At 60.6% G+C, this 12853-nt stretch carries 10 protein-coding genes and 2 tRNA genes; 8 read left to right on the forward strand and 4 right to left on the reverse strand.

Annotated elements, in window-relative coordinates; all coding sequences use genetic code 11:
* Window positions 1-14 precede the first annotated feature (14 nt).
* Entirely contained in the window at window positions 15-1949 is a 1935-nt protein-coding gene (locus tag ACYZUM_RS29710; RefSeq protein WP_108181512.1) for a methyl-accepting chemotaxis protein, read from the forward strand.
* A gap of 100 nt (window positions 1950-2049) precedes the next feature.
* Here ACYZUM_RS29710 and ACYZUM_RS29715 read toward each other — a convergent pair whose 3' ends face one another.
* The 4 genes from ACYZUM_RS29715 to ACYZUM_RS29730 all read right to left on the reverse strand — a co-directional run bounded on the left by ACYZUM_RS29715 (window position 2050) and on the right by ACYZUM_RS29730 (window position 5262).
* The gene (locus ACYZUM_RS29715) at window positions 2050-3615 is read right to left on the reverse strand and encodes an ABC transporter permease (RefSeq protein ID WP_108181513.1); all 1566 of its coding nucleotides are present in this window, start codon (window positions 3613-3615) and stop codon (window positions 2050-2052) included.
* Window positions 3615-4625, reverse strand: a complete 1011-nt coding sequence (locus ACYZUM_RS29720; protein ID WP_108181514.1) for an extracellular solute-binding protein — start codon at window positions 4623-4625, stop codon at window positions 3615-3617. Before ACYZUM_RS29720 ends, ACYZUM_RS29715 begins: the two co-directional genes overlap by 1 nt.
* 282 nt (window positions 4626-4907) lie before the next feature.
* A tRNA-Leu gene (locus ACYZUM_RS29725) sits at window positions 4908-4994 on the reverse strand.
* A gap of 181 nt (window positions 4995-5175) precedes the next feature.
* Window positions 5176-5262, reverse strand: a tRNA-Leu gene (locus ACYZUM_RS29730).
* A 225-nt stretch (window positions 5263-5487) separates the two neighbouring features.
* Here ACYZUM_RS29730 and rnr point away from each other — a divergent pair.
* From rnr to dnaB, 7 genes are all read left to right on the forward strand, one after another.
* Complete coding sequence (rnr, locus tag ACYZUM_RS29735) at window positions 5488-8121, forward strand: ribonuclease R (RefSeq protein WP_041065679.1); 2634 nt, start codon at window positions 5488-5490, stop codon at window positions 8119-8121.
* The gene (rlmB, locus tag ACYZUM_RS29740; RefSeq protein ID WP_108181515.1) at window positions 8118-8882 is read left to right on the forward strand and encodes a 23S rRNA (guanosine(2251)-2'-O)-methyltransferase RlmB; all 765 of its coding nucleotides are present in this window, start codon (window positions 8118-8120) and stop codon (window positions 8880-8882) included. Before rnr ends, rlmB begins: the two co-directional genes overlap by 4 nt.
* Before the next feature lie 313 nt (window positions 8883-9195).
* Entirely contained in the window at window positions 9196-9618 is a 423-nt protein-coding gene (rpsF, locus tag ACYZUM_RS29745; protein WP_003221133.1) for a 30S ribosomal protein S6, read from the forward strand.
* Between the two features lie 28 nt (window positions 9619-9646).
* Window positions 9647-9877 (forward strand): 30S ribosomal protein S18, encoded by a 231-nt coding sequence (gene rpsR / locus ACYZUM_RS29750; RefSeq protein WP_002551829.1) that lies wholly within the window; start codon window positions 9647-9649, stop codon window positions 9875-9877.
* A gap of 36 nt (window positions 9878-9913) precedes the next feature.
* On the forward strand, window positions 9914-10807 hold the full coding sequence (locus ACYZUM_RS29755; RefSeq protein ID WP_108181516.1) for a hypothetical protein: 894 nt from the start codon (window positions 9914-9916) through the stop codon (window positions 10805-10807).
* Between the two features lie 19 nt (window positions 10808-10826).
* Window positions 10827-11273: a 50S ribosomal protein L9 gene (gene rplI, locus ACYZUM_RS29760; RefSeq protein ID WP_003186385.1), complete on the forward strand. Its 447-nt coding sequence runs from the start codon at window positions 10827-10829 to the stop codon at window positions 11271-11273.
* Between the two features lie 120 nt (window positions 11274-11393).
* Window positions 11394-12791: a replicative DNA helicase gene (gene dnaB / locus ACYZUM_RS29765; protein ID WP_041065665.1), complete on the forward strand. Its 1398-nt coding sequence runs from the start codon at window positions 11394-11396 to the stop codon at window positions 12789-12791.
* Window positions 12792-12853: the final 62 nt, after the last annotated feature.

The following is a 12853-nucleotide window of genomic DNA, read 5'->3' on the forward strand; positions in this document are numbered from 1 at the left end:
TAGAGGGATTCACAGTGTCGGCCGTTCTCTCACTGTTACAAAGCCGTTTGTTGCGGCCCGTGTTCGTTACCCTTGGTATCGCCCTTTTGGTGCAAGTGCTGGTGGCAGTCGCCCTGACACGAAGCACGGTCACGGCGCTGGAGGCTGATCTCGGCACTCGTCTGGGCGCTGACAGCCAAAAGCTCTCCGGCGAGCTGGAGCAGGCCGGGCGCGAAGTCACCTCAAGCCTCGATAACCTTTCCTCAAGTACCCGGCAACGTCTGACCGCTGGTCTGTCCGCGCGTCTGAAGGATGAGCAGGCACAACTGCGTGCGACGCTGGAAAAAGACCTGAAGGATTCGGCCAATGACATGGCCCAATTGCTCGCCTCGGTGGCGCCGCGCGCCATGTGGGACAGCGACGTGCCAACCCTGTCGGAATTTGCCCGTCGCGCCCAGCGTAACCCCAACGTGTTGTTCGTGGTTTACGATGACGCCACCGGACAACACCTGACGCGTTATCTCAATCGCGAAAACCCGATCAACAAGGCCTTGCTGGAAAAGGGCCAGGGCGAACGCGCGCTGGATAAAGTGCTGGACGCGGCGAAAAACGATCCGTCGGTCTACTACCTCGAGGCCTCGATCAATCCCAACGGCGTGGAAATCGGCAAGGTGCTGATGGGGGTGTCCACAGCCTCGGTGGAAACCGATCTGGCGGCACTGGACAAGCGCTTCTCGGCGCTGATCGCCAGCAGCGATCAACTGGTGGGCGATAGCCTCAAGGGCGCCGCCGCCGACAGCGCGACAGCAATGCAGGCGCGCCTGCAGTCGGCGCAATCCACCGCGACCGAGATGAAAGCAAATACCAGCAGCACCGTGCAGGAAGCCGCCGCGACCTTGCGCTGGCGTATCGGCATGGGCCTGGCACTCGTCGGTTGCGGCGTGCTGCTGTTGCTGGCGGTGGTGCTGGGGCACCGGGTGGTCAATCGCTTGAAGATGCTTAACGCGGCGATGGACGATCTGGCGGCGGGCGAGGGCGACCTGACCAAGCGCGTGCAGATCAACAGCAAGGACGAAATCGGCGACATGGCCTCGGCAGTCAATCGCTTTGTGGATAAGTTACAGCCGATCGTGCGCGAGGCGGGCGATGTGGCCCAGCGTACCGGCGTGGAAATCGGCGCCATGACCCTGCGCAATGCCGGTGCCGACGCCGCGGCCGGGATGCAGCGTGATGAAGTGGCGGAGAGCCTGCGCGCGCTGTCGCAAATGGCAGACGAGGCGCAATCGGAAAGCCATGCCATGCAGGCGGCGTTGAAGCAGGTGGTGGATATTCGCCAGGCCACCGATGAAAATACTCGCACCTCGGCGAAGGTCGGCAGTTTGATCGAGGCGCTGGCCGGGCAGGTCGATACCGGGGCGAAAGTCATCGAGCGACTGGCGCAGCAGAGCGAACAGATTGAAGTGGTGTTGACGGTGATTCACGGCATCGCCGAGCAGACCAACCTGTTGGCCTTGAACGCGGCGATCGAAGCGGCGCGGGCCGGTGAGACCGGGCGCGGTTTTGCGGTGGTCGCCGATGAAGTGCGCGCCCTGGCGAGCAAGACGCAAAGCTCGACGGGCGATATCCAGGCGCACATCGTCGCGTTGCAGCAAGGTGCGCGTGAGGCGGTCGAGGCGATTGGTCAGGCCGGGCGGCAGGCCAGCGAAGGATTGCTGGTGTTGCGCGACAGTGCGCGGTTGCAGCAGTCGGTGCAGGCTTCGGTCGAGCAGGTGCACGCGGCGATCGGTCTGGCGACGCAGGCAGCGGCGCATCAGGCGCAGGGTGCGCAGGCAGTGCGCGGGCGGGTCGAGACGATCCATGCTCAGGCCGAGAAAGCGGCGCAAGCGGTGGTGGAAACCACGGCCAGTGGCAAGGTGCTGGATGGGTTGGCGGCGCAGTTGAAGGCCAGCCTGGGACAGTTCAGGGCCTGAGGTTGCCCCCTTCGCGAGCAGGCTCGCTTCCACATTCGATCGCATCCCTTTGGCGGGACTCGGTCAAAATGTGGGAGCGAGCCTGCTCGCGAAAGCGGTGTCAGCGGCTCAGATACATCCGCGTCGTCAGCAGATACACCGGCAACCCCGACACCACAATCAACAGCGCCGCATAAGGCGCCGCCGCCGCAAATTCGACATTCGCGGTATGCGCCCAGACCTCGGTTGCCAACGTGTTAAGCCCGGTAGGGCTCAGCAGCAGCGTCGCCGTCAGTTCCTTCATCGCATCCAGAAACACCAGCGCAAACGCCGCGCCCAGTGCCGGGAAAATGATCGGCAGGGTCACCCGGCAAAACGCGGTGAACGACGAGGCCCCCAGCGTGCGTGCCGCTTCTTCCAACTGCGGCGCGGCCTTGTTCAGTGCCGTGCGAATCGGCGCCTGTGCCAATGGCAGGAACAGCAGCGCATAAGCGATCAGCAGCAATGCCGAGGTCTGGTACAGCGCCGGCACGTAGTGCAGGGCGAAATACACCAGCGTCAGCGCGATTACCAGGCCCGGCAAGGCGTGGAGCAGATACGGCAAGCGTTCGGCCCAGATCGCCAGTTGGCCCTTGTAACGCACCACCAGCAGCCCGACCGGCACCGCCAGCAGCAGGCACAGCGCCGCGCCACCGAGCGACAAGGCCAGCGAAGACAGCAGCGCCTCTGTGATCGCTGCGACCGGGAAGGCTGCCGATGAGCCAACCGCCAGCCAGTACGCGAGCATGGCCAGCGGAATTCCGCTGCCGACAATCGCCAGCAACAGGCAATACAACTGACCGACAATAGCCCACGGCCCCAATCGCACTTGCTCGGCCTGACGTGCCGCGCCCTGGCCTGTGCGCACATGGCGACCCTTGCCGCGGACACGCAACTCCAGCCACAGCAGCATCAGACAAAGCGCGAGCAGCACCGCCGAAAGCATCGCCGCGTTGGCGTTGCTGAATTCCAGTTCGAATTGCTGATAGATCGCGGTGGTGAAGGTTTGCAGGCCGATGATCGACAGCGCGCCGAACTCGACCAGCATGTGCAGGGCAATCAGCAGCGAACCGGCCAGCAGCGATGGCCAGAGCAACGGCAGGGTGACGCGGAAAAACACGCCCCAGCGGTTCTGTCCCAAGGTGCGAGCCGATTCTTCAAGGGACGGATCAAGGTTGCGCAGAGTTGCCGCGACCGGCAGAAAGATCAACGGATACTTCGACAGGCTCATCACCAGAATCGCCCCGCCGAGGCCTTCGAACTGCGCGCTCAACGACACCCAGGTAAAGCTGCTGACGAACGCCGGCACCGCGAACGGCAGGCACAGAATCACGCCCCATAGGCGTCGTCCCGGCAAATTGCTGCGCTCCAGCAGCCACGCCAGTGACAGGCCGATCACGCCGCACGTCAGCGTCACGCCAACCATCAACGCCAGCGTGTTGCGCAGCAGGCCAAACACATAGGGGCGCCACAGCAAGTGCAGCGCCTCGGCCCAGCCGGCCTGCCAGGCTTTCAGCCCGACGTAGGCCAGCGGCAACAGGCTCAGCACCACCAGTAATAAAACCGGCAGCACCAGCCAGATCGATGGCCGTTTGCGTCGTGGCACGTAACCCCCGCGCGCGGCGGGGGCGGATAACGATGCGGCCATCAGTTCAGGCCAACTTCACGTTCCAGCTCCAGGGCTTCCTCGGCGTTGCCCAAATCGGCCGGGGTCACGTTCGGCGCTTGCAGTTCGCTGAATGGCTTGAGGCCGCGATCCGATTCCATGCCCTTGTGCAGCGGGTATTCGGCGGTGGTCTGGGTGATCACGCGCTGACCTTCTTCGCTGGCCATGTAGGCAAGGAATTGCTGAGCTTCTTTTGGGTGTTTGCTGGATTTCAGTACGGCAGCACTGGACACGGTGATCAGTCCGCCGACATCGCCGCCGGTGAAGTAATGCAGTTTCGAGTCGAGTTTGCCTTTCTCACGCTGCAGGGCGAACCAGTAGTAGTTGTTCACCAATACGGTGGCGACCTCACCATTTTCCACGGCTTTGAGGGCGACCATGTTGTTGCTGTAGGTCTTGCCGAAAGCGCGCAGGCCGGTCAGCCATTCCTCGGCGGCGTCGCGACCGTGCAGCTTGATGATCGCCACGGCTTGTTCCTGGAATGCGCCGCTGGTCGGGACGAATCCGACTTTGCCTTGCCACTTCGGATCGGAGAACTCCATCACCGACTTCGGCAGGTCTTTCTCATCGACCAGTTTCGGGTTGTAGGCCACTACGCGAACCCGCGCGGTGACACCGATCCAGGTGCCGTTGCCGGCAACGTATTGTTTCGGTAGCACGGCCAGCGTGGCGTCATCGGTCCTGGCTAGCAGGCCTTGTTCGCCAAGGTTGTTCAGTGGTGGGGATTCTTCGGTGTAGATCACGTCGGCGGGGGAGCGGTCGCCTTCTTCGATGACCTGGCTGGCGAGCTGGTTGCTGCTGCCTTTGCGTACATTGACGTGAATGCCGGTCTTGGCTTCGAAAGCCTTGGCGATCGCATCGCCGACTTCCTTGTGTTGACCGTTGTAGAGCGTCAGGGAAACCGCATCGGCTGCCTGGGTGAGGGGAGTGGCGAGTGCCAGGCCGAGCAGGGTGAAGGTCAAGCCGCGGCGCAGGGTATTTCGAAACATCATTCGCAGGGTTCCTCACTGTCGCATTGCAAAAACTTGCAACAATGATAAACGATATTGTTTCTCAAGTGCGCCTTGCGGTCTGTCGCCAGCTCTGGTACGGCGCATTCGCAGAAATGTAGGAGCTGCCGAAGGCTGCGATCTTTTGATCTTTTTTTAAAAGCAAAGATCGCAGCCTTCGGCAGCTCCTACAGGGGCGGGGCGCAAGTTTTCAAACGCCAGAAACGCGAAAACCCGCTTTCGCGGGTTTTCGGGAAACTCAACGTCGTAACCTTGAGTTTGAATTGGTGCCCAGAAGAAGACTCGAACTTCCACGACCGTAAGGTCACCAGCACCTGAAGCTGGCGTGTCTACCAATTTCACCATCTGGGCATTCATCGCGAGCGTTGCCGCTGTTGATGTGGCGCACTATACGGAGCGCTTTTTGATCTGTAAACCCCTGATTTAATTTTAATTAATCGGGTTTGACAAAACCGTTCCCCGGAATGCAAAAAACCCGCTTTCGCGGGTTTTTGTGTGAGTCTTGAAACTGTTCTAGTCTCAATCTCGAAATTGGTGCCCAGGAGAAGACTCGAACTTCCACGACCGTAAGGTCACCAGCACCTGAAGCTGGCGTGTCTACCAATTTCACCACCTGGGCATCTCGTCAACGTGTGTACGTCGTCGATGGCGCGCACTATACGGAGCGCCTTTTTAACTGTAAACCCCCGGCAGCAAAAAAAATGATTTTTTTTACCGGCGGTGTTCAAAAGGGCTTTCAGGCGTCGATACAAGGCTTCAGAAGGGCCTTATAGAGTCGGAAATTTCCCGTTTGATGACGCCTATGCCAAACTAACCCGCATATAGACAAGGTGAAAACTCTCTAATGGCCGATTGGCAGTCCCTCGATCCCGAGGCCGCTCGTGAAGCGGAAAAATATGAAAACCCTATTCCCAGCCGCGAACTGATCCTTCAGCACCTTGCTGATCGGGGTTCGCCTGCTGCCCGCGAGCAACTGGTCGAAGAGTTTGGTCTGACCACAGAAGACCAGATCGAAGCCCTGCGCCGCCGCCTGCGCGCCATGGAGCGCGACGCTCAACTGATCTACACCCGCCGTGGCACCTATGCACCGGTAGACAAACTCGATCTGATCCTCGGTCGCATCAGCGGTCACCGCGACGGCTTTGGCTTCCTGGTGCCGGACGACGGCAGCGACGATTTGTTCATGAGCCCGGCGCAAATGCGTCTGGTGTTCGACGGTGACCGTGCCCTGGCTCGGGTTTCCGGTCTCGACCGTCGCGGTCGCCGGGAAGGCGTGATCGTCGAAGTGGTGTCCCGTGCCCACGAGAGTATCGTTGGTCGCTACTTCGAAGAAGGCGGCATCGGTTTCGTCGTGGCCGACAATCCGAAGATTCAGCAGGAAGTGCTGGTGACTCCGGGTCGCAACGCCAACGCGCAAATCGGTCAGTTCGTCGAGGTGAAAATCACCCACTGGCCGACGCCGCGCTTCCAGCCGCAAGGCGATGTGATCGAAGTGGTCGGCAACTACATGGCGCCGGGCATGGAAATCGATGTCGCGCTGCGTACCTACGACATTCCGCACGTCTGGCCTGAAGCGGTGCTGAAAGAAGCCGCCAAGCTCAAGCCTGAAGTCGAAGAAAAAGACAAAGAGAAGCGTGTCGATCTGCGCCATCTGCCGTTCGTCACCATCGACGGCGAAGATGCACGCGACTTCGACGACGCGGTCTACTGCGAAGCCAAGCCGGGCAAACTGCGTCTGTTCTCCGGCGGCTGGAAGTTGTACGTGGCAATTGCCGACGTTTCCAGCTACGTGAAGATCGGTTCGGCGCTGGACAACGAAGCCCAGGTGCGCGGCAACTCGGTGTACTTCCCCGAGCGCGTGGTGCCGATGCTGCCTGAGCAGCTGTCCAACGGCCTGTGCTCGCTGAACCCGCATGTCGACCGTCTGGCCATGGTTTGCGAGATGACCATCTCCAAGTCCGGCGAAATGACCGACTACTGCTTCTACGAAGCGGTGATCCATTCCCACGCCCGTCTGACCTACAACAAGGTCAGCGCGATGCTGGAAACCCCGAAAGCCACCGAAGCGCGCAAGCTTCGCGGCGAATACACCGACGTGGTGCCGCACCTCAAGCAGCTCTATGCGCTGTACAAAGTGTTGCTGGCTGCCCGTCACGTGCGTGGCGCGATCGATTTCGAAACCCAGGAAACCCGGATCATCTTCGGTTCCGAGCGCAAGATTGCCGAAATCCGTCCAACCACCCGCAACGATGCGCACAAGCTGATCGAGGAATGCATGCTGGCGGCCAACGTGGCCACCGCCGAATTCCTCAAGAAGCACGAAATTCCTGCGCTGTACCGTGTCCACGACGGCCCGCCACCGGAGCGTCTGGAAAAACTGCGCGCCTTCCTCGGCGAGCTCGGCCTGTCCCTGCACAAAGGCAAGGAAGGACCGTCGCCGAAGGACTATCAGGCCCTGTTGGCGAGTATCAAGGACCGTCCGGACTTCCATCTGATCCAGACCGTGATGCTGCGCTCCCTGAGTCAGGCGGTGTACAGCGCCCAGAACGAAGGTCACTTCGGTCTGAACTACGAGGCCTATACCCACTTCACCTCGCCGATCCGTCGCTATCCGGACCTGCTCACGCACCGCGCGATCCGCAGCGTGATCCATTCGAAGCAGGACACGCCGCACGTTCGCCGTGCCGGGGCGATGACCATTCCGAAGGCGCGCATCTATCCGTACGACGAGGCGGCGCTGGAGCAACTCGGCGAGCAGTGCTCGATGAGCGAGCGCCGTGCCGACGAGGCCACCCGCGACGTGGTGAACTGGCTCAAGTGCGAGTTCATGAAGGATCGCGTCGGCGAATCGTTCCCGGGCGTGATCACGGCGGTGACCGGTTTTGGTCTGTTCGTCGAGCTGACCGACATCTATGTCGAAGGCTTGGTGCACGTCACCGCGCTGCCGGGCGATTACTACCACTTTGATCCTGTGCATCACCGCCTGGCGGGCGAGCGCACCGGTCGCAGCTTCCGTCTCGGCGATACCGTTGAAGTGCGCGTGATGCGCGTCGACCTCGACGAGCGCAAGATCGACTTCGAGATGGCCGAAAAAACCATCAGCGCGCCGATTGGTCGTAAGAAGCGCGGCAGCGAAAGCACCGCTCCGGCTGCGACCAAGGCTGTGGAAGACAAGGCTCCGGCGAAAACCGCCAGCCGTCGTCCAGCCAAAGAGAAAGCCGTCGAGGCCTATCGCCCGAGCGATGCCGTGGCGAAAAACGCCGAGCTGCGCAAAAGCCGTGAATTGAAGAAGGCCTTGCTGGCCGAAGCCAAAAGCGGTGGTAAAGCGGCGTCTGGGGGAAAGACCGGACGGTCGGCGCCTGACAAGGCCGTCGGCGGCAAACCAGCCAAACCGAGCAAACACCGTAAAGGCCCGCCGAAAGCGGGTTCGGCTCCAGCCAAAAGTGGCGGGTCGCGTAAACCGAAGGCGAAGTCATGAGTCAGTTGGAAAAGATCTACGGCGTTCACGCGGTAGAAGCGTTGCTGCGTCACCACCCGAAACGCGTCAAGCAGATCTGGCTGGCCGAAAGCCGCAATGATCCGCGCGTGCAGACCCTGATCGAACTGGCCAACGAAAATCGTGTGCAGATCGGCCAGGCCGAGCGCCGCGAAATGGACGCCTGGGTTGAAGGCGTACACCAGGGCGTGGTCGCGGAGGTCAGTCCGAGCCAGGTCTGGGGCGAGGCGATGCTCGACGAGCTGCTCGACCGCACCGAAGGCGCACCGTTGTTGCTGGTGCTCGACGGCGTGACCGACCCGCACAACCTCGGCGCCTGCCTGCGTTCGGCGGATGCTGCCGGCGCGCTGGCGGTGATCGTGCCCAAGGACAAGTCGGCAACCCTGACGCCCGTGGTGCGCAAAGTGGCCTGCGGCGCGGCGGAAGTCATTCCGCTGGTGGCGGTGACCAACCTGGCACGCACTCTGGAAAAGCTCCAGCAGCGCGGTCTGTGGGTCGTCGGCACCGCGGGTGAGGCCGAGGTCAGCATTTATGACCAGGACTTGACCGGCCCGACCATCCTGATCATGGGCGCCGAAGGCAAAGGCATGCGTCGCCTGACCCGTGAGCACTGTGACTATCTGGTGAACCTGCCGATGGCTGGCAGCGTCAGCAGCCTTAACGTGTCCGTGGCCACCGGTGTGTGCCTGTTCGAAGCGCAGCGTCAACGCGGCGCCAAGGCCAAAGGTGCCGCGAAGAAGTAGTCTTGAGCTGAAATCGGTTCAAATGTGGGAGCGAGCCTGCTCGCGAAAGGGGTGTGTCAGGCGACAATAATGTTGCCTGATAGATCGCATTCGCGAGCGGGCTCGCTCCCACAGTGTTTTGTTTCAGGTCGAAGATCGGTGATTGTTCAAATAATCACCAATTGCCTTGCACCTCTGCAGTCCCTTCTCTACAATTGCGCCCCTTGCTGTGACGGCAGGCACGCATGTGCCCCGCGCCAGCAAGTCCATAAGTGTCATTCACTCCTTGTCTGACCGTTTTTGAGCGGCAGGCTACAACCCGTAAGGAGCATTCATGCGTCATTACGAAATCATCTTTCTGGTCCATCCTGACCAGAGCGAGCAAGTCGGCGGCATGGTTGAGCGTTACACCAAGCTGATCGAAGAAGACGGCGGCAAAATCCACCGTCTGGAAGACTGGGGCCGTCGTCAACTGGCCTACGCAATCAACAATGTTCACAAGGCTCACTACGTGATGCTGAACGTTGAGTGCACTGGCAAGGCCCTGGCCGAGCTGGAAGACAACTTCCGCTACAACGATGCTGTGATCCGTAACCTGGTCATCCGTCGCGACGAAGCCGTTACCGGCCAGTCCGAGATGCTCAAGGCTGAAGAAAACCGCAGTGAGCGCCGTGAGCGTCGCGACCGTCCTGAGCACTCCGACGCTGATGGCGTTGAGGGTGATGACAGCGACAACAGCGATAACGCTGACGAGTAATCCACGGACCTTTTAAGGAGCCTATCAAATGGCACGTTTCTTCCGTCGTCGTAAATTCTGCCGCTTCACCGCTGAAGACGTGAAAGAGATCGATTACAAAGATCTCAACACTCTGAAAGCCTACGTATCCGAGACCGGCAAAATCGTTCCAAGCCGTATCACCGGTACCAAAGCTCGTTATCAGCGTCAGCTGGCCACCGCTATCAAGCGCGCCCGCTTCCTGGCCCTGCTGGCCTACACCGACAGCCACGGCCGCTGAGACCGGGCAGTCGACAAGTAGCAAAGGATTGAATGCATGCGTGCCTTAGCTGAGTTCATCATGCGCGGCCGTATGCAGGCCACTCTCGTAGTGGCCGGGTGTGCAACATTGCCGTTGTTGTATTGGTTGGGTGCTGCCGCCGGGAGCCTGGTGCTTCTGCGGCGCGGACTGACGGACGCCATTGGCGTCCTGTCCCTGGGGCTGCTGCCGGCATTGATCTGGTGGCTGTATGCCGATGATCCGCGGGCACTTCTGGTGCTGCTGGGGTCTTCGGGGCTTGCGTTGGTGTTGCGCGCAAGCGAATCCTGGGTCCGCACGCTGCTGGTCAGCGTAGTGATGGGAGTGGTGTTTTCTGTGGTGCTCGGGGCAGCGTTTGCGGCCCAGATCGAGATGCTCGCGCAGGCCTTGATAAAGGTCATGCCGGCGCTTCTTGGTGAAACCTACAAGCAATTGTCGGTCGATGAGCAAGCGCGTTTCGCGTCCCTGATTGCACCGGTCCTGACCGGACTGATTGCGGCCTTGTTGCAGATCGTCAGCGTGCTGAGCCTGATTATCGGGCGTCATTGGCAGGCGTTGTTGTACAACCCGGGTGGTTTTGGTCGCGAGTTTCGCGCCATCCGGATCCCGCTGGGGCCGGCGATGTTGCTGCTGGCGTTGATGCTTCTGGGCCCGAATCTCGGTGCACAGATGGCCATGTTGACGCCGTTGTGCAGTGTACCGCTGGTGTTCGCCGGACTGGCCCTGATTCACGGGCTGGTCGGGCAGAAGCGACTGGCCGGTTTCTGGCTGGTGGGGTTGTACGTCACGCTGCTGTTGTTCATGCAGCTGCTCTATCCGTTGCTCGTGGTTCTGGCCATTGTCGACAGCCTGATTGATTTTCGCGGTCGTCACGTGTCGAAAGGCACCGATAACGCGAACGGTGAAGGTTAAAAGTTAAGAGGATTTCCACATGCAACTGATCCTTCTGGAAAAAATCGCCAACCTGGGCAACCTGGGCGACAAAGTAAACGTTAAGGCCGGTTACGGCCGTAACTACCTGCTGCCTTTCGGCAAAGCTACCGCTGCGACCGCTGCCAACCTGGCTGCGTTCGAAGAGCGTCGCGCTGAGCTGGAAAAAGCCGCCGCAGACCGTAAAGCATCGGCTGAAAGCCGTGCTGCCCAACTGGCCGAGCTGGAAGTGACCATCACTGCCACCGCTGGCGACGAAGGCAAGCTGTTCGGTTCGATCGGTACTCACGACATCGCTGACGCACTGACCGCCTCCGGCGTTGAAGTTGCGAAAAGCGAAGTTCGTCTGCCGAACGGCACCATCCGCAACGTGGGTGAATTCGACGTGGCTGTGCACCTGCACGCCGAAGTTGAAGCCACCGTACGCGTTGTCGTGGTAGCAGCTTAAGCAATACTTGTCGGCTGGCACCCTCGGGTGCTAGCCGGTAACATCGGGCACGATCCTGTTTACAGGTCGTGCCCTTTGTCTTTCTGGTACTCCCGTTTTCAACCCTGACTCCAAGTGGCCATGAACGAAATCACCGCTCCCGAGCAATACGATCTGCAAACCGCCGCGCTGAAAGTGCCGCCGCATTCCATCGAGGCCGAACAGGCTGTACTCGGTGGTCTGATGCTGGACAACAACGCCTGGGAACGCGTGCTCGATCAAGTCTCCGACGGCGATTTCTACCGGCATGACCACCGCCTGATCTTCCGTGCGATCGCCAAACTGGCCGATCAGAACATGCCGATCGACGTCGTGACCCTTGCCGAGCAACTGGACAAGGAAGGTCAGACGTCTCAGGTCGGCGGCCTCGGTTACCTCGGCGAGCTGGCGAAAAACACGCCGTCCGTCGCCAACATCAAGGCCTATGCGCAGATCGTTCGCCAGCGGGCGACGTTGCGTCAGTTGATCGGCATCAGCACCGAAATTGCCGATGCCGCGTTCAACCCGGAAGGTCGTACCGCCGAAGAGATCCTCGATGAGGCCGAACGGCAGATCTTCCAGATCGCCGAGGCGCGCCCCAAGACCGGCGGGCCGGTGGGCGTCAACGAACTGTTGACCAAGGCCATCGATCGCATCGACACCCTGTTCAACACCGCCGACTCGATCACCGGTCTATCCACCGGTTATACCGACCTTGACGAGAAGACCAGCGGCCTGCAACCGGCCGACCTGATCATCGTCGCCGGCCGTCCGTCGATGGGTAAGACCACCTTCGCCATGAACCTGGTGGAAAACGCCGTACTGCGCAGCGACAAGGCGGTGCTGGTGTACTCCCTCGAGATGCCAGGCGAATCGCTGATCATGCGTATGCTTTCGTCCCTGGGGCGTATCGATCAGACCAAGGTGCGTTCCGGCCAGCTGGAAGACGACGACTGGCCGCGCCTGACCTCGGCGGTCAATCTGCTCAACGACCGCAAGCTGTTCATCGACGATACCGCCGGCATCAGCCCGTCGGAAATGCGTGCGCGAACCCGGCGCCTGGTTCGCGAACATGGCGATATCGGTCTGATCATGATCGACTACCTGCAACTGATGCAGATTCCCGGCTCCAGTGGCGACAACCGGACCAACGAGATTTCCGAGATCTCGCGATCCCTGAAAGCCCTGGCCAAGGAATTCAACTGCCCGGTGGTGGCGCTGTCGCAGCTCAACCGCTCCCTGGAACAACGTCCCAACAAGCGTCCGGTGAACTCCGACTTGCGGGAATCCGGAGCGATCGAGCAGGACGCCGACGTCATCATGTTCGTGTACCGGGACGAGGTGTATCACCCGGAAACCGAGCACAAGGGCATCGCCGAAATCATCATCGGCAAGCAGCGGAACGGCCCGATCGGCTTTATTCGCCTGGCGTTTATCGGTAAGTACACCCGCTTCGAAAACCTCGCGCCGGGCAGTTACAACTTCGACGACGACGAGTAACGTCGAGCACTTGTGGCGAGGGAGCTTGCTCCCGATCGGCTGCGCAGCAGTCGAATTCTAGG

It is taken from the genome of Pseudomonas sp. m6p (assembly GCF_055760375.1).